Here is a 15,237-nt window from a genome sequence, read left to right as displayed (position 1 = left end):
GTCTGTTCTTAATAGAGGGTTAATACCCACAATTCTCTTCACCTTGTACCAAATAGACCCAGAGCCATAAAAAAAGAGCCGCTCGGAGGCGGCTCTCAAGGTAAAACAGGGAGAAAAATCAGACCTTTCGCCAAGGGCGACGGGCCTGAATCCAGAGCGATCTGGATGACAACAGCTTTACCGGGCGTTGCTTAACAAAGGGTTTCGCTCGGTATTTTATCAGATGCGAAAATGCAAAAACGGCGAAATTTTTTCGTTGACCGCTGGCGATTCGATGCTCTGTCAGCGCGGGGTTTCGCTGCGGTCATCCTCCTGTTTCGCGGTGCCGGCTTCCGGCGATACGGATGGCGCCGCAGCCGCGTCATGGACGGACGCTGAAACGGCCTGTTCGCTCAAGGATGTCTCGGCCGGAGGCGTCGGCTCTTCCGGCTTGTCTGGCGCAACTGCCTCGTTCGCAGCGGTCGGAAGTGGGCCTTCCGCAGCCGGCGCGCGCGGCGACATCTGCAGGCTTTCCGGCGTGGTCATGAGCCCGGCATTGGTGGCTGCGAAGCTGTCGCGGCGGTCGATGGGGATGGCCGCGCGCATCCGGCTGCGGATGATCGCATAGATCGCGATCAGCACATGGGCGCACGCGGTGATCATGAACAGGCCATAGGGTCCCATCGCGGTCATGATCGGCCCGCCGATGGTCGGGCCGATAATGGTGCCGATGCCGTAAAGCAGCAGCAGGCCGCCGGAGACCTTGACGAAATCCTCGGGCGCAGCGAAGTCGTTGGCATGGGATGCGGCGATCGGATAGAGCGCATTGGCCGTCGCGCCATAGACCGCCACCAGTGTCACCAGCAGCCACACCCGGGCGGGCTCGATAACGAAGATCAGCAGGCCGGCAATCGCGGCAACCAGCGCAAGGCCGGCGAGCACGTAGCGCCGATCAATTCGGTCGGACAGGCGGCCGGCCGGAAATTGCATGACCGCCCCGGCAAAGATGACCGAGCTGACCATGAAGGCGACATCCGCGTCGGACAGACCTGCCTGCCGGCCGAAAACCGCGCCAAGCGTGCCATAGGCGCCGTTGGCAATGCCGATCAGGAGAATGCCGAGGAAGGAGACAGGCGAGTTTCTGTAAAGGCCGCCGAGATCCAGGCGCACCTGTTTCAAGGGCGCCGGGCTGGCAGCCGTCGACATCAACGTCGGCAGCATCGACAGGCAATAGACGATACCGCAGATCATGAAGAAGAACGCGGTGTGCGTGTCGCCAAAGGGCACCATCAGCTGACCGGCGACGACACCGAACAGGGTAATGGCGATGTAGAGCGAGAAGATCGCGCCTCGGCTCTCATTTGTAGCCCGTTCGTTCAGCCAGCTCTCGATGATCATCGAGGTGCCGGCCGTCGAGAAGCCGGTGACGGCGCGCAACGCGACCCACCAGATGGGATCGACCAGGATGCCGGTCAGGAGCGCAATGATCGCCAGAAACGAGCTGAAGATCGAAAAGGCCCGGACATGGCCGGCGCGGCGCACGATGGTGGGCGCCGACAGGCAGCCGAGCACGAAGCCCGTGGCCCAGGATGTGCCGAGAAAACCAAGCAGCGTCGCCGAATACCCCTCGGCAGTTCCACGGATCGGCAGGAGCAGGCCGTGCAGACCGTTGCCGAGAAAGAGAAACAATGTGCCGAGAAGCAGGGCGGCGACCGGGACAAGGTTATTGCGCATGAACAATCCGCTGGCTTGGTAACGCGAAGAGCAATTGCCGCCAGGAGATGCCCGTCGAAAAGCACAACGGGCTGGCGGTGAATTTGCAGGGAATGTCGCCCGTGCCGCGTCGCCGCGACGATTCAAGGCCTCCCTGACGGGCTAATGTGCAAAAGCCGTCGGAAATTGCAATCACTTGCCGCCCATGAAATAGGATGGAGGCTCTCGTTATGGAGAGTACGGCAGTTTGACGATCATGGCATATGGCGTCAATGCGCTGACAGGACTGCGGCCTGCACGAAGACATGGCCGTTCATGCCGAGCGATTGAAAAGAGGGTGGGGCGCCGTGGCTGATGTGAAACCTGTCGGCGCTGGCCTGACATCGTTGAGGCAGGGCAGACCGGCATGACCAAGGCGCTCTCGCTTCTCCTGCTCCTCGCAATGGTCCTTCATCTCCTGAAGCCGTTGGCTTTGCCGGGGCTGCGCCGGCGCCGCGATTTCTGGAAGATCGCGGTGGCGGCCATTGCGCTGATGATGGTGACGGTCCTGATCCGGCCGTAGAACGCCACTTGTCCTCCAGCAAAAATAGGTGCCGCTGTACCTCTTGAATCGATGCGTCCGCTTTGCCGAAGCCAGTTCCGCCTTTCTCCCATGCATCGGAGCTTCGTCCTTCGACAAAAAAACCCGGCCACTTGCGCGACCGGGCCCTCCTCCCCTCCAGAAGGATCCTGCGGGCATCTTCGGCCCGCAGGGGTAAGCTTGATCAGGCCGCCTTTTCTAACTCGCGGCGCCAGCCGCCGAGCGCGGCAAGGCTGCACATGCGGGCGCGGTGGGTGAAGGCGCGCTGACCGGCGGCGACATTTTCCGCCTTGCCCTGCCAAGCCTTCAGCGCTTCGGCCTGCAGTGCGCGGCCATAGGAGAAAGTCAGCGTCCAGGGGAGCGCGAAGCCGGAAACCATCGCAGAAAGGTGTGCGGTAGCCTCCTCGGTCGACTGGCCGCCCGACAGGAAGGCAATGCCGGGAACGGCAGAGGGCACGGTGCGCTTGAGCACCTTGACCGTCCGCTCGGCCACGTCCTCGACGGAGGCCTTGCGGGCATTCTTGCCGTCGATCACCATGCTCGGCTTCAGGATCATGCCTTCGAGCGAGACGCGCTGGGCGGCGAGTTCTTCGAAGACGATGCGCAGGGTCGCTTCCGTCACCTCTTCGCTGCGGGCGATCGCATGGTCGCCCGGCGTGCCGTCCATCAAAACCTCTGGCTCGACGATCGGTACAATGCCGGCAGCCTGGCAGAGGGCCGCATAACGCGCCAGCGCATGGGCATTGGCCCTGACCGAACCGCTGCTTGGCAGGATGTCCGATATGGCGATGACGCCGCGCCATTTGGCAAATCGGGCGCCGGCCTCGTAATAGCGAGCAAGGCGGCCGGCCAACCCATCCAGGCCTTCGGTGATGGTTTCACCGGCAAAACCGGCCATCGGCTTGGCGCCGAGATCGACCTTGATGCCCGGCACGGCGCCGGCCTTGCGGATGATCTCGACCAGCGGCGTGCCGTCGGCAGCCTTCTGGAACAGGGTTTCCTCATAAAGGATGACGCCGGAGATGCAGGGCTTCATCGCATCATCGGCGCGAAACAGCATTTCGCGATAATCGCGGCGGCTGTCTTCGGTCGAGGCAAGGCCGATCGTGTCGAAGCGCTTTTCAATGGTGGAGGTGGACTCGTCCGCGGCCAGCAAGCCCTGGCCTTTTGACATCATCGCGCCGGCGATATCTTCCAGTTTCTCGGTCATCTCTGCCTCTCCCGATTGTTTTCTCTCGGGAAGCAGGCGTAGCAGAAGATTTTTTTCCGGCAAATAGGCACTCAAGCCATTGAAACGATTGAAAATATTTTAATCGTTTGAAAGTGTTCTGTTTCCGTTGACTGCTTATGTATAACTGCATTTGAGACCGCCTGCTCTCCATGAGAAAAGCGCGCCCCCGATGAGGGACGCGCTCCAAAATCAACGTCGGCTTTATGCAAAAGAGACCAGCATAGACCTTAGCTGTTCTTGAGGATGTCAACGCCCGGAAGCGGCTTGCCTTCCATCCATTCGAGGAACGCACCGCCGGCGGTCGAGACATAGGTGAAGTCTTCGGCCACATCGGCATGGTTCAGCGCTGCGACCGTGTCGCCGCCGCCGGCGACGGAGACGAGGTCGCCCGAGCGGGTGCGGCTGGCCGCATGCTTGGCCACGGAGACCGTTGCCTTGTCGAAGGGTGCGATTTCAAACGCGCCGAGCGGGCCGTTCCAGACCAGCGTCGTGGCCTTGCTGACCCAGGCATTGACAGCGGCAACGGAAGCCGGGCCGACATCGAGCACCATGGCATCGGCCGGAATGGCGGCGATATCGACCACTTCGTTTTCAGCGCCAGCCTTGAATTCGCGCGCGATCACGCCATCGACCGGCAGGACGATGGTGCAGCCGGCCTTCTCGGCTTCCGCCATGATCGTCTTGGCGGTATCGGCAAGATCATGCTCGCAGAGCGACTTGCCGACATTCGTGCCGCCGGCTGCCAGAAAGGTATTGGCCATGCCGCCGCCGATGACGAGTGCGTCGACCTTCTTCACGAGGTTCTGCAAAAGATCGATCTTGGTCGAGACCTTGGCGCCGCCGACAATGGCGACGACCGGGCGCTTGGGATTGCCGAGCCCCTTTTCCAGCGCTTCCAATTCGGCCTGCATGGTGCGGCCGGCATAGGCGGGAAGGTGGCGGGCGAGGCCCTCGGTCGAGGCATGGGCACGGTGGGCGGCCGAGAAGGCGTCGTTGACGTAGATATCGCCATTGGCAGCGAGCGCCGCGACGAATTCCGCATCGTTCTTTTCTTCACCCTTGTGGAAGCGGGTGTTTTCCAGAAGCAGCACGTCGCCATCCTTCATCGCGTCGATGGCGGCCTTGGCCTTGTCGCCAATGCAATCCTCGGCGAAGAGCACGCGCTGATCGAGAATGTCCTCGACGGCAGGCGCCACCAGCTTCAGCGACATGTCGGCCACCGGCGCACCCTTTGGGCGGCCGAAATGGGCAAGCAGGATCACCTTGGCGCCCTTTTCGGACAATTCCCGAATGGTCGGCACCACACGCTCGATCCGGGTGGCGTCGGTCACCTTGCCATCGGCAACGGGCACGTTGAGATCGACGCGCACGAGCACGCGCTTGCCCTTGATATCAGTCAGGTCGTCGAGGGTCTTGAAGGTCATCGGGGTCTCCGGGGGTCAAACGCGCTGAAACAGCGTGGGGTAATCCAGCACCAGTCCGTCCGCATCGACAGGCAGCTCGGCCGAAAAGCTGCGATCCGCCGCCTGATAGCGGTAGAGCGCTGCCGGCGACAGGCAGGTATAGATCTGGCCGTCGATCACAGGCTCGAACGTGTCGAAGGGAACATAGAGCATGGAGAGCCGGCGGGGGCCGTCTTTCGGCGCCAGCGCCAGCCGGCGGATGGGAAGCGTGTTGGTGAAAGGGGTGCCGCCAAGGTCGATATCGATGCAGCCGTCAAAGGCGGGGCAGGCGGCGCCGGCTTCATTGATCCAATGGCCCTGGCCATCACTGGCCATCGCCAGGTGCCGGCCATCGGTGGTTTGAAGGCTGAAGCGCCGCACATGCCAGCCGGCATCGCAGTCGATGGCATAGCTGACGCCGAAGGCATGTTCGTCCTGCGCGCCGATGATGACGCCCTGCGCCGTGAGGCCGCCATCGGTCTTGGGAGTGAGCTGAAGATGTTCGAGCCCCTCTCCATCGATCGGACGCCAACGGACCGTTCGGGGGGAGGGGCGCGCAAACATCAGATCAGCTTGGCCATGGCAACCGCGGTGTCGGACATGCGGTTGGAGAAGCCCCACTCGTTGTCGTACCAGCTGAGGATACGCACGAAATTACCTTCCATGACCTTGGTCTGGTCGATGGCGAAGATCGAGGAGTGGTTGTCGTGGTTGAAGTCGCGCGAGACCAGCGGCTCCTCGGTATAGCCGAGAACGCCTTTCAGCGGACCGTTGGCAGCAGCCTTGATCGCCTCGTTGATTTCCTGAACCGTCGTGTCGCGCTTGGCGACGAACTTGAAGTCGACGACCGAGACGTTCGGCGTGGGAACGCGGATAGAGGTGCCGTCCAGCTTGCCCTTGAGATGCGGCAGCACGAGGCCGACGGCCTTTGCGGCACCCGTCGAGGTCGGGATCATCGACAGCGCGGCGGCACGGGCGCGATACAAATCCTTGTGCATCTGGTCGAGCGACGGCTGGTCGTTGGTGTAAGAATGGATCGTGGTCATGAAGCCATGATCGATGCCGACGGCATCGTCGAGCACCTTGACCACCGGCACCAGGCAGTTGGTGGTGCAGGAGGCGTTGGAGATGACCAGGTGGTCCTTGGTCAGCTGGTCATGGTTCACGCCATAGACGACCGTGAGGTCGGCATTCTCGGCCGGGGCCGAAACGATGACGCGCTTGGCGCCGGCTGTCAGGTGGGCTGCGGCCTTGTCACGGGCGGTGAAGATGCCGGTGCATTCGAACGCGATGTCGACGCCCAGTTCCTTGTGCGGCAGAGTGGCCGGATCCTTGACGGCCGTCACCTTGATCGGCTTGCCGCCGCCAACGATGATGGAGTCGCCTTCGACCTTGACCTCGGCCGGGAAGCGGCCATGGATCGAGTCGTAGCGCAGGAGATGCGCATTGGTCTCGACCGGGCCGAGATCGTTGATGGCGACGACTTCGATGTCGGTGCGGCCGGACTCGACGATGGCGCGCAAAATGTTGCGGCCGATGCGGCCGAAGCCGTTGATGGCGACTTTCACTGTCATGGATGCAAACTCCCTATCGTAGAAACGGTGGCGCGGGCAGGCGTCTCGGCAGCCTGGAGCATCATGCCGAAAATCGGAGCAGGCTCGATGCTACAGGCTTTTGTCTTTGCATCGGATCGATCCGAAAACCGGTGTCCACTTTTCGGTCCGATGCCTTGGGAAGAGCGCAACCGCGCGCCCGCAAGCAGAAGAATTCCCCCTAGGTGCACAAGCACACCCTTATGTCGAATTACCGCAATCCATTTGCGATTGCGAGCGAAAGGTCAGCGAAGGATTGCATGACCGACCTGCGCAAATGGAGGGGCTCATCCGGCCGCTGCTCCTGGCAAGCGGCGGCCGGACGAGCCTGCACACTCAGCCGAGCTTGGCTTCGGCAGCTTCGACGACGGCGTCAACCGTGATGCCGAAGTGCTGGTAGAGATCCTTGTAAGGACCGGATGCGCCGAAGCTCTTCATGCCGATGAAGGTGCCGTCCGAGCCGATCAGGTGATCCCAGCCCTGGCGAACGGCGGCTTCCACCGCAATCTTGACCGGCGCCTTGCCGATGACGGCGGCGCGATAGTCGTCCGACTGCTCTTCGAAAAGCGCGAAGCAGGGGACGGAGACGACGCGGGCGGAAACGCCCTTGGCCTTCAGCGCCTCTGCCGCCTTGACGGCGATCTCGATCTCGGAGCCCGAGGCAAAGATCGACACCTTGGCATCGTCGGCCTTGACGAGCTCGTAGGCACCCTTGGCGCAGAGGTTCTCCTCCACATAGTCGGTGCGTACGGCCATCAGGTTCTGGCGAGTGAGCGCCAGCGCCGAGGGACGGTGCTGGTTGTGCAGCGCCAGCTGCCAGCATTCCGCCGTTTCCGTGGCATCGGCCGGACGGAAGACGAGCAGGTTCGGGATCGCGCGTAGGGCGGCGATCTGCTCCACCGGCTGGTGCGTCGGGCCATCTTCGCCCAGGCCGATCGAGTCATGGGTGAGCACGTGGATGACGCGCACGCCCATCAGAGCTGCCAGGCGGATCGGCGGACGGCAATAGTCCGAGAAGATCAGGAAGCCGCCCGAATAGGGGATCAGGCCGCCGTGCAGCGCGATGCCGTTCATCGCCGCGGCCATGCCGTGCTCGCGGATGCCGTAGTGCATGTAGCGGCCGGAGAAATCCGTCGGCGTGATCGAGACCATCTGGCTGGTCTTGGTGTTGTTGGACGGCGTCAGGTCGGCCGAACCGCCCAGCGTTTCCACGACGATGCCGTTGATGACCTCGAGCGCGTCTTCCGAAGCCTTGCGGGTCGCCGGGTTCGGCTTGGTTTCGGCCAGCTTCTTCTTGTAGTCGGCAATCGCCGCATCCAAGCCCTTCGGCAGGTCGCCGGCAAAGCGGCGCAGGAATTCCGACTTCTTGCCGGCATCCGTCTGTTCCAGGCCCTTTTCCCAGGCTTCGCGCAGCTCGACCGAGCGGGCGCCAGCCTGGCGCCAGGCGGAGAGAACGTCGGCAGGCGTTTCGAAGGCCGGGCTTTCCCAGTTCAGCGCCTTGCGGGTGGCGGCGATTTCCTCGGCGCCGAGCGGCGAACCATGGACCTTGTGGGTGCCAGCCTTGTTGGGCGCGCCGAAGCCGATGGTGGTCTTGGCGGCGATGAAGGTCGGACGGTCGGACTTCTGCGCGGCTTCGATCGCCTGGGCGATCTGCTCGGGATCGTGGCCGTCGATCTCGATCGTGTTCCAATGCACCGACTTGAAGCGGGCGATCTGGTCGGTCGAATCCGAGAGCGAGACTGCGCCGTCGATGGTGATGTTGTTGTTGTCCCAGAAGACGATCAGCTTGTTGAGCTTCAGGTGCCCGGCAAGCGCGATGGCTTCCTGACTGATGCCTTCCATCAGGCAGCCGTCGCCGACCAGCACATAGGTGAAGTGATCGATGAATTCGGGACCGAATTCGATATTGAGCTTGCGTTCGGCAATGGCGAAGCCAACCGAATTGGCAATGCCCTGCCCGAGCGGGCCGGTGGTCGTCTCGATGCCGGCGGCATGACCGAATTCCGGATGGCCGGCCGTCTTGGAGCCGAGCTGGCGGAAATTCTTGATCTCCTCGATCGTCATGTCCTCGTAGCCGGTGAGGTAGAGGAGCGAATAAAGGAGCATCGAGCCGTGGCCGGCCGAGAGGATGAAGCGGTCGCGGTTGGGCCAGTTCGGCTTCTTGGGGTCGAAGCGCAGATAGCGCGAGAAGAGAACCGTGGCGACGTCCGCGGCCCCCATGGGAAGGCCCGGGTGACCCGAGTTCGCCTTCTCGACTGCGTCCATGGACAGGAATCGGATGGCATTGGCCATCCGGTCGTGGGTTTCGCGAGAGATCATGACGGTTCCGCTTGTGTGACGTGAAGTGTTACGTGATCAGGACGGCCTCGAAGCTCCTCCGAAGGCCGTATCGGAAGCGGCTGAGACATAGCACCTCGACAGGCGGAGTCAACAAAGGGCCGGCTGCCCGGTTGCGTCGCTGAAGCCTTGCGGATCCACAGCTATTGCCCATGACCAAAACAGGCGGGCGTTGCCGCCACTTGACGAATAGGCTTAAGTGTTTGGACGAGCATATCCAGCCTGCCCTTTGATTCGGCTCGCCAGCGGCCGCTCGGACGCCGGCGGCTGATTCGTCGGCGCGACGCGATCTGAGGCGCGGCTGGCGGCAGGCATTTCGAGGAGCCCGAAGGCATGGCGGCGGAGAACACGGTGGCGGGTGCGATCGACGCTCTGCGTCAGGCTGTCGACCGCCTGGACCGGCTCGTGGACGGGCGGTTCGAGCGTGAGCGCGACCTTGGCGAGATCGAGGGCGAGGTGCGCAGGGTCAATGAAGACCGATCGCGGCTGGCCCAGGAGCTGGATCAATCGCAATTTCGCGCCAATCGGCTGGAAGAGGTCAACCGCGAGGTCTCGCGCCGGCTGGTGACCGCGATGGAAACCATCCGCGCCGTGCTGGATCGCTGAGGCATCAAGGCGAGCCACCTTTGAGAGGGCCGCCCTTCTGAAGGCGGCAAAGAGGCGATGGGCAGGGCCACAGGCCGCGCAAAGCTGTAAGGACAGGAACGGTCGATGGCGCAGGTAACGGTAACGATCGACGGCAAGGCCTATCGCATGGCCTGTGAGGAAGGGCAGGAGGATCACCTGACCGATCTCGCCAGCCGGTTCGATCGCTATGTCAGCCATCTTAAGGCGCAGTTCGGCGAGATCGGCGACTTGCGCATCACCGTCATGGCGGGGATCATGGTGACCGATGAGCTGAGCGAGGTCGGCCGGCGTCTGGCGGCACTGGAGCGCGAGGTCGAGGAGCTCAAGCGCCAGCGTGAAGAGGCCACCAACAGCCAGGCGCGCATCGAGCAGGCCCTGGCCTCGGCGCTCGGCGAGGTCACCTCCCAGATCCACGGCATCGCATCGCGCATCAGTGGCCAGACACAGGCCGCCTCGTCTTGAGCGCGGGCATCCGGCGCTGAGACGTCAAGGATTTTACCCGCGATCCCGCAATGCGCTCTGGCCTAACCGTATCACTGCGCCTATATTGCCCTCACGGTCTGCGCTTCCCGACAGGAACCACAATCCCTGGGGCCATACTCGATCCAAAGGGAGCTGTCCCTGACCAGTCCCGTGGGGCTGGACATATGGCGCCCACCTACGTTTGTAGGCACCCAGGATCGTAAATCTCCATCGGTCGTCGTGGATCGTACTTTTGAGCAGCACGATGGCGCTGCTTCTCGCGACATTGCCGCTTGGCCTCAGCTTCAGCCCGGCATGCGCTGCGCGTGTTCCCGTTCAAATTGTTGAGCATCGTTGCCATCCGCGTTTCGACTTGTCGGGGCGCCGGCGATGTTTCGTGCCTTGTGCCTTGTGCCTGATGCCCTTGACAGCCCATGCCGCAAGCGGAAAAGCCCTGCGCATGGCGCTGTGAGAGACAAGCGTCGTCCAATGTGCGGGGAAGAGAACATGACGCTGACGCGGCAGGAGGAGAAGGCGCGGCTTCGTGCCGAGCAGCTGGCCTTGCGCGATGCCATGAGCGAGGCCGAGCGCACAGCCGCCAATGCGGCCATTTTCGCCCACGGGCTTGAAGCCATCGCTTTCAAGCCTGACACCATCGTCTCCGGCTTCTGGCCGATCCGCTCCGAGGCCGATATCCGTCCGCTTCTCGAAGCCCTGCGCCAGCGCGGCGCCCGTATCGCGCTTCCCGTCGTGCTGGACCGGCAGACCATCGTCTTTCGCGAAGTCCTGCCGGATGCGCCCGTGGTCAAGACCGGCTTCGGCAGTTACGGTCCCGGACCGGAGGCGCCGGAGGTGGCGCCCGAGATCTTGCTTCTGCCGCTTTCCGCCTTCGATGCCGAGGGCCACCGCATCGGTTATGGCGGCGGCTATTATGACCGGGCGATCGAGCGGCTGTCCGCCGCAGGTTCCGCGCCGACACTGATTGGCGTGGCTTTCGCCATTCAGGAGGTTGCGTCCGTGCCGGCAGAGGCGCATGACAGGGCCATGAACGCGGTGCTGACGGAAAGCGGATTGCGCTGGTTCCGCCGGGCGAAGATGGATGAGTGAATGCGGCTTTTGTTTCTGGGCGACATGGTGGGCAAGACGGGGCGAACGGCGGTCTGGGATCGTCTGCCCGGCTTGGTCTCCGACCTGAAGCTCGATTTCGTGATCGTCAATGGCGAGAATGCCGCCGGCGGCTTTGGCATCACCGAGGAGATCTTTCTTGAGACGATCAATGCCGGCGCCGATGTGGTCACCACGGGCAACCATGTCTGGGACCAGAAGGAGGCCGTGGTCTTCTGCGAGCGGCACGACCAGTTCCTGCGTCCGGCGAATTATCCGCAGGGAACGCCGGGGCGCGGCTCCGGCCTCTACTTTGCCCGCAACGGCGCGCGCGTGCTCGTTGCCAACGTCATGGGTCGGGTCTTCATGCATCCGGAACTCGACGATCCCTTCAAGGCAGCCGAGGCCATTCTGGAGGCGGCGCCGCTGAAGGAGCAGGCGGACGCCGTGGTCTTCGATTTCCACGCGGAGGCCACCAGCGAAAAGCAGTGCTTCGGCCATTTCGTCGATGGCCGCGCGAGCTTCGTCGTCGGCACCCATACGCATGTGCCGACCGCCGATCACCAGATCCTCAATGGCGGCACGGCCTATCTTTCGGATGCCGGCATGTGCGGCGATTATGACTCGTCGCTCGGCATGGATAAGGAAGAGCCGCTCAACCGCTTCATTTCGAAAATGCCGAAGGGCCGCTTCGAGGCAGCCTCCGGGCCTGCGACGATCTGCGGCGTCGGCGTGGAGATTTCCGACCGCACGGGCCTTGCCGAAGCCATCGCGCCTTTGCGCCTGGGCCCGCGGCTGACCGAAACCCTTCCGCCCTTCTGGGCCTGAACGCCAACGGAACGCGCCATGTTCATCGTCTCGCTGACCTATCACAACGGCCCTGAAGCTGCCGACGACCATCTCACCGCCCATATTGACTGGCTGAAGCAGGGCTATTCGTCCGGCCTGTTCCTGGCGTCGGGCCGCAAGATCCCACGCACCGGCGGCGTGATCCTAGCCGACGGCGACCGCGCCGCGCTCGACGCGTTCCTCGCCGCCGATCCCTTCGCCCTGCATGGCGTGGCGGATTACGAGGTGACCGAGGTGGCCTTCAGCATAGCGGCCGAGGGGCTGGAGCGGCTGAAGGATTGAGCCTGACGGGATGGCAAGGATTGGCTGTCCATGGATCATGCCCTCAATGCGGCCGCCCTGCCTCCTGGAGTCACCTATGTCCGCGACGTCCTGTCCTCCGAGGAGGAGCAGGTTATCACCGACAAGCTCGATGCGGCGACATGGAGCAATGTGCTGAAGCGCCGTGTGCAGCATTTCGGATATATCTATGACTACAAGGCGCGGACGGTGTCGGCGGAGGCCTATCTGGGAGCGCTGCCCGCCTGGCTTGGAGATCTTGCGGATAGGTTGCTGATCTCAGGGCATGTCTCCGCTTTGCCGGATCAGGTCATCGCAAATGAATATTTACCGGGCCAGGGAATCAGCGCCCATGTGGATTGCGTGCCATGCTTCGGTCAATCGATTGCGTCGATCAGTCTTCTATCCCCATGCGAGATGATCTTCCGGGAAAGAGGCGGCTCCCGGTCGCTTGCCGTAACGCTCCACCCACGTTCATGCATCGTGCTGACGGGCGCTGGCCGATATGATTGGACACATGAAATTCCGGCGCGAAAATCCGACATCGTGGACGGCGCGAAGGCCCAACGCGGAAGACGGATTTCTCTGACCTTTCGCAAGGTGACGCCGCCGGCCGTTTCGACCATGGCCGCGCTTTAGGGCAGCAGCTTGCGGTACTGAACGAAGTCCGTTCTTTGCGCGAGCTTGTCATAAAGCTCCATGGCGGTGGCGTTCGAGCTCTGCGTCAGCCAATAAACCCTGGAGCATGCTGCGCGCTCCGCGACCTCGAACACATGTTCGATGAGCTTGATGCCCAGGCCCTGCTTTCGAAACGCCGGATCGACAAAGAGGTCCTGAGGGTAGCAATAGTCGCCCGTGGTCCAGCAGGAGCGGTGCATGATGAAATGGACCAGGCCGGCCGCAAGTCCGCCAACCAAGGCAAGCGCGCCGCCCATCGGCTCGTCGGGGTCATTGAGCCTCTGCCATGTCTGCCGTGTCACAGCTTCAGCGATCTCGACCTTGTAGAAGGTCTGATAGCCTTTCCAGAGAGGCAGCCACGACTGGAAATCTTCATCGGCGAGTGGCCGTATCTCAATCATGATGACCTCTTCGTGTTGTCTAAACCTTGACCGTCAACGGCAATTGGCATTTCGAGATCGGCGTTTCACTTTCCTGGCGAATGCTCTAACATATTGGAACAGTCAATGGGGTGCGCTATGGGCTTGGTCGCGCAAAATCTGGGCGGACGTGTTGTGTCCTCAGCGCTTTTTCCCGAGCTTTCGACGCTGCTTGGTCGAATTCAGGAAACCTATCGCCCTGTCGATATCATCCTCTATGGCAGCAGGGCGCGAGGTGAGGCGACCGCTCAAAGTGACTGGGACCTAAAGGTCATCGTCGATGACAATGCGCCTGACGACGTTTTGTCCCCTATGCTTGGCTGGACGATACAGGAAGGAACAGGTGTTCACGCCGATGTGTCCTGCGCACGGCTATCGGACTTCCAAGCCGACATGATGGTGGCGAATTCGGCAGCAAGCCATATCGTTGGCGACGGGCTCGTTCTTCTTGTCGATTGAGCTTCATATCGCCAATCATCTGCGGCTTGCCCACGAGGATCTGGATGCGGCTGAGATGTTGATCCGTGTCGGCAACCGATATGGTGCTTACCATCTTCAGCAAGCCGCCGAGAAACTTCTTCTGGCGCTTCTCACCGCAGAGGAGGTTAAGGCAGAGCGGCGCAACGTCCATCGCCTCGATGTCTTGCTTGACCTTCTTCCCGAGATCAACGCTTTCAAGGCAAGACTCCAGCCTCTGGCCTTTCTGACGATCTACGCAACGACCTACCGCTATCCAAAGGACGCGGGCCGTCTGCCGGCCAAGCCAGAGAAAAGCGAGCTTGATGCATCGATGATTGCTTTAGCTGATCTTATCAATGACGCTGCGTTGCATTTCGGCGTCGATCTTGCCGGCTCTGATAGGATTGCCGCAAAGACAGTCGCTCCGCCTCGATCCTGACATGGGACGGCACGGAGCGAGAGGGCCCGTTTCAATGACGCAAACGTGACGCTCCCCGATCACGCCGGTGCTGGACGCAAATCCGCGCTCAGCTATCCTCCCTTTCGCGAACGAGAAGTCCACGCGCGCGGGAGCTGCCGTCATGCTGCGCTATGCCGTTCTGTTGTTTGTCGCCATTGCCTTCCTTCATCTCGTCTGGCCCATGCCGGGCGCTCATGCGCAAGGCTTGCGGCCAGAGGCACCTGCCGCGCAGCCGGTGAGCCAGTGTCAGGCGATTGCCGGTCGGCTGCCGCATGTCCGCTATGCCGCCTTCGGCGCGGGTGAGACGGTGCCGACAAAGGCAGCGGGCAAGGCAGGCGCGGTCACCATCACCTATCTCGGCCATTCCGCCTTCAACATCGTCAGCCCTGAGGGTGTGTCGATCGTCACGGATTATAACGGCTGGTACAAGCCGGCCGGAACGCCTGAGATCGTGACGATGAACAAGGCGCATTCGACCCACTATACCTTGTCCCCTGATCCGGCGATCGCCCATGTGCTGCATGGCTGGCGGGACGATGGCGGGCCGGCCGATCATGATCTCGTGCTGCGCGATACCTATGTCCGCAACGTCGTCACCGATATCCGGATGGGCTGGGGCAGCGAGGCGATGGAGAAGAACGGCAATTCGATCTTCATCTTCGAGATCGCCGGGCTCTGCATCGGCCATCTCGGCCATCTGCATCAGGAGCTGACGGAGGTGCATTATGCCGAAATCGGGCGGCTCGATGTCGTGATGGTGCCTGTCGATGGCGGCTTGACGCTCGGCCCTGACAGCATGAGCCGGGTGGTGACAAGGCTGCGCTCGGCACTGATCCTGCCCATGCACCGCCGCGGTCCGCCGATCGATCGCTTTCTTTCGCTCTTCGGTGCGGGCTTTCAGTCCCGCTATGCCGACAGCGATCAGGTCACCGTCTCGCTCAACAGCCTGCCGAAGCGGCCCCTGATCCTGGTTCTCCAAGGGGTCTGAGCGCAATTTCCCCATGGCTGCCGCTGGACCTGCGCGTT

At 62.3% G+C, this 15,237-nt stretch carries 16 protein-coding genes, 1 other RNA gene and 1 pseudogene; 11 read left to right on the top strand and 7 right to left on the bottom strand.

Annotated features, from left to right (window positions below; translation table 11 throughout):
* Window positions 1-417: 417 nt before the first annotated feature.
* Window positions 418-1,713, bottom strand: a pseudogene (locus BMX61_RS09055) (MFS transporter); the annotation flags it as partial.
* A gap of 385 nt (window positions 1,714-2,098) precedes the next feature.
* Here BMX61_RS09055 and BMX61_RS24640 point away from each other — a divergent pair.
* On the top strand, window positions 2,099-2,254 hold the full coding sequence (locus BMX61_RS24640) for a hypothetical protein (protein ID WP_092742489.1): 156 nt from the start codon (window positions 2,099-2,101) through the stop codon (window positions 2,252-2,254).
* Window positions 2,255-2,456: 202 nt separating this feature from the next.
* Here BMX61_RS24640 and BMX61_RS09045 read toward each other — a convergent pair whose 3' ends face one another.
* The 5 genes from BMX61_RS09045 to tkt all read right to left on the bottom strand — a co-directional run bounded on the left by BMX61_RS09045 (window position 2,457) and on the right by tkt (window position 8,856).
* Entirely contained in the window at window positions 2,457-3,482 is a 1,026-nt protein-coding gene (locus BMX61_RS09045; RefSeq protein WP_075626962.1) for a class I fructose-bisphosphate aldolase, read from the bottom strand.
* A 248-nt stretch (window positions 3,483-3,730) separates the two neighbouring features.
* Window positions 3,731-4,927, bottom strand: coding sequence for a phosphoglycerate kinase (locus tag BMX61_RS09040; protein WP_075626963.1), 1,197 nt, complete (start codon window positions 4,925-4,927; stop codon window positions 3,731-3,733).
* 15 nt (window positions 4,928-4,942) lie between these two features.
* Complete coding sequence (locus BMX61_RS09035; RefSeq protein WP_075626964.1) at window positions 4,943-5,509, bottom strand: putative glycolipid-binding domain-containing protein; 567 nt, start codon at window positions 5,507-5,509, stop codon at window positions 4,943-4,945.
* Complete coding sequence (gene gap, locus BMX61_RS09030; RefSeq protein ID WP_075626965.1) at window positions 5,509-6,519, bottom strand: type I glyceraldehyde-3-phosphate dehydrogenase; 1,011 nt, start codon at window positions 6,517-6,519, stop codon at window positions 5,509-5,511. Before gap ends, BMX61_RS09035 begins: the two co-directional genes overlap by 1 nt.
* 354 nt (window positions 6,520-6,873) lie before the next feature.
* A complete protein-coding gene (gene tkt / locus BMX61_RS09025) occupies window positions 6,874-8,856 on the bottom strand; it encodes a transketolase (RefSeq protein ID WP_075626966.1) in 1,983 nt (660 codons plus the stop codon).
* A 351-nt stretch (window positions 8,857-9,207) separates the two neighbouring features.
* Here tkt and BMX61_RS09020 point away from each other — a divergent pair, with 351 nt between their 5' ends.
* From BMX61_RS09020 to BMX61_RS08990, 7 genes are all read left to right on the top strand, one after another.
* Window positions 9,208-9,480 carry a DUF4164 domain-containing protein gene (locus BMX61_RS09020; RefSeq protein ID WP_075626967.1) on the top strand — a complete coding sequence of 91 codons (273 nt, stop codon included), beginning with the start codon at window positions 9,208-9,210 and terminating at the stop codon, window positions 9,478-9,480.
* Between the two features lie 105 nt (window positions 9,481-9,585).
* Complete coding sequence (locus BMX61_RS09015) at window positions 9,586-9,963, top strand: cell division protein ZapA (protein WP_075626968.1); 378 nt, start codon at window positions 9,586-9,588, stop codon at window positions 9,961-9,963.
* A 92-nt stretch (window positions 9,964-10,055) separates the two neighbouring features.
* A non-coding RNA gene (gene ssrS, locus BMX61_RS09010) (6S RNA) lies at window positions 10,056-10,214 on the top strand.
* A 262-nt stretch (window positions 10,215-10,476) separates the two neighbouring features.
* Window positions 10,477-11,070: a 5-formyltetrahydrofolate cyclo-ligase gene (locus tag BMX61_RS09005; protein ID WP_075627062.1), complete on the top strand. Its 594-nt coding sequence runs from the start codon at window positions 10,477-10,479 to the stop codon at window positions 11,068-11,070.
* Window positions 11,071-11,895: a TIGR00282 family metallophosphoesterase gene (locus BMX61_RS09000; RefSeq protein WP_075626969.1), complete on the top strand. Its 825-nt coding sequence runs from the start codon at window positions 11,071-11,073 to the stop codon at window positions 11,893-11,895. It abuts the gene before it with no gap.
* Between the two features lie 18 nt (window positions 11,896-11,913).
* The gene (locus BMX61_RS08995; RefSeq protein ID WP_075626970.1) at window positions 11,914-12,198 is read left to right on the top strand and encodes a YciI family protein; all 285 of its coding nucleotides are present in this window, start codon (window positions 11,914-11,916) and stop codon (window positions 12,196-12,198) included.
* Window positions 12,199-12,228: 30 nt separating this feature from the next.
* Window positions 12,229-12,834, top strand: a complete 606-nt coding sequence (locus BMX61_RS08990; protein WP_075626971.1) for an alpha-ketoglutarate-dependent dioxygenase AlkB — start codon at window positions 12,229-12,231, stop codon at window positions 12,832-12,834.
* Here BMX61_RS08990 and BMX61_RS08985 read toward each other — a convergent pair.
* On the bottom strand, window positions 12,831-13,274 hold the full coding sequence (locus tag BMX61_RS08985) for a GNAT family N-acetyltransferase (protein ID WP_075626972.1): 444 nt from the start codon (window positions 13,272-13,274) through the stop codon (window positions 12,831-12,833). The genes BMX61_RS08990 and BMX61_RS08985 overlap by 4 nt on opposite strands.
* Before the next feature lie 153 nt (window positions 13,275-13,427).
* On the opposite strand from BMX61_RS08985, the gene BMX61_RS08980 reads away from it, so the two are divergent.
* From BMX61_RS08980 to BMX61_RS08970, 3 genes are all read left to right on the top strand, one after another.
* Complete coding sequence (locus BMX61_RS08980; RefSeq protein ID WP_234794636.1) at window positions 13,428-13,751, top strand: nucleotidyltransferase domain-containing protein; 324 nt, start codon at window positions 13,428-13,430, stop codon at window positions 13,749-13,751.
* Entirely contained in the window at window positions 13,741-14,190 is a 450-nt protein-coding gene (locus BMX61_RS08975; protein WP_139198898.1) for a HEPN domain-containing protein, read from the top strand. Before BMX61_RS08980 ends, BMX61_RS08975 begins: the two co-directional genes overlap by 11 nt.
* A gap of 142 nt (window positions 14,191-14,332) precedes the next feature.
* Window positions 14,333-15,199: an MBL fold metallo-hydrolase gene (locus BMX61_RS08970; RefSeq protein WP_075626975.1), complete on the top strand. Its 867-nt coding sequence runs from the start codon at window positions 14,333-14,335 to the stop codon at window positions 15,197-15,199.
* Window positions 15,200-15,237 lie beyond the last annotated feature (38 nt).

Origin of the sequence: Xaviernesmea oryzae (genome assembly GCF_900109605.1) — a bacterium.
Lineage (GTDB): Bacteria > Pseudomonadota > Alphaproteobacteria > Rhizobiales > Rhizobiaceae > Xaviernesmea > Xaviernesmea oryzae.
Note: the sequence above shows the minus strand (reverse complement) of the source record. Positions and strands in the feature narration are given on the sequence as shown.

Excerpts from the sequence above, each read along its gene's own strand:
- BMX61_RS24640 (WP_092742489.1), top strand. The coding sequence starts at position 2,099 with ATGACCAAGGCGCTCTCGCTTCTCCTGCTCCTCGCAATGGTCCTTCAT.
- BMX61_RS09045 (WP_075626962.1), bottom strand. The coding sequence starts at position 3,482 with ATGACCGAGAAACTGGAAGATATCGCCGGCGCGATGATGTCAAAAGGC.
- BMX61_RS09040 (WP_075626963.1), bottom strand. The coding sequence starts at position 4,927 with ATGACCTTCAAGACCCTCGACGACCTGACTGATATCAAGGGCAAGCGC.
- BMX61_RS09035 (WP_075626964.1), bottom strand. The coding sequence starts at position 5,509 with ATGTTTGCGCGCCCCTCCCCCCGAACGGTCCGTTGGCGTCCGATCGAT.
- gap (WP_075626965.1), bottom strand. The coding sequence starts at position 6,519 with ATGACAGTGAAAGTCGCCATCAACGGCTTCGGCCGCATCGGCCGCAAC.
- tkt (WP_075626966.1), bottom strand. The coding sequence starts at position 8,856 with ATGATCTCTCGCGAAACCCACGACCGGATGGCCAATGCCATCCGATTC.
- BMX61_RS09020 (WP_075626967.1), top strand. The coding sequence starts at position 9,208 with ATGGCGGCGGAGAACACGGTGGCGGGTGCGATCGACGCTCTGCGTCAG.
- BMX61_RS09015 (WP_075626968.1), top strand. The coding sequence starts at position 9,586 with ATGGCGCAGGTAACGGTAACGATCGACGGCAAGGCCTATCGCATGGCC.
- BMX61_RS09000 (WP_075626969.1), top strand. The coding sequence starts at position 11,071 with ATGCGGCTTTTGTTTCTGGGCGACATGGTGGGCAAGACGGGGCGAACG.
- BMX61_RS08995 (WP_075626970.1), top strand. The coding sequence starts at position 11,914 with ATGTTCATCGTCTCGCTGACCTATCACAACGGCCCTGAAGCTGCCGAC.
- BMX61_RS08990 (WP_075626971.1), top strand. The coding sequence starts at position 12,229 with ATGGATCATGCCCTCAATGCGGCCGCCCTGCCTCCTGGAGTCACCTAT.
- BMX61_RS08985 (WP_075626972.1), bottom strand. The coding sequence starts at position 13,274 with ATGATTGAGATACGGCCACTCGCCGATGAAGATTTCCAGTCGTGGCTG.
- BMX61_RS08970 (WP_075626975.1), top strand. The coding sequence starts at position 14,333 with ATGCTGCGCTATGCCGTTCTGTTGTTTGTCGCCATTGCCTTCCTTCAT.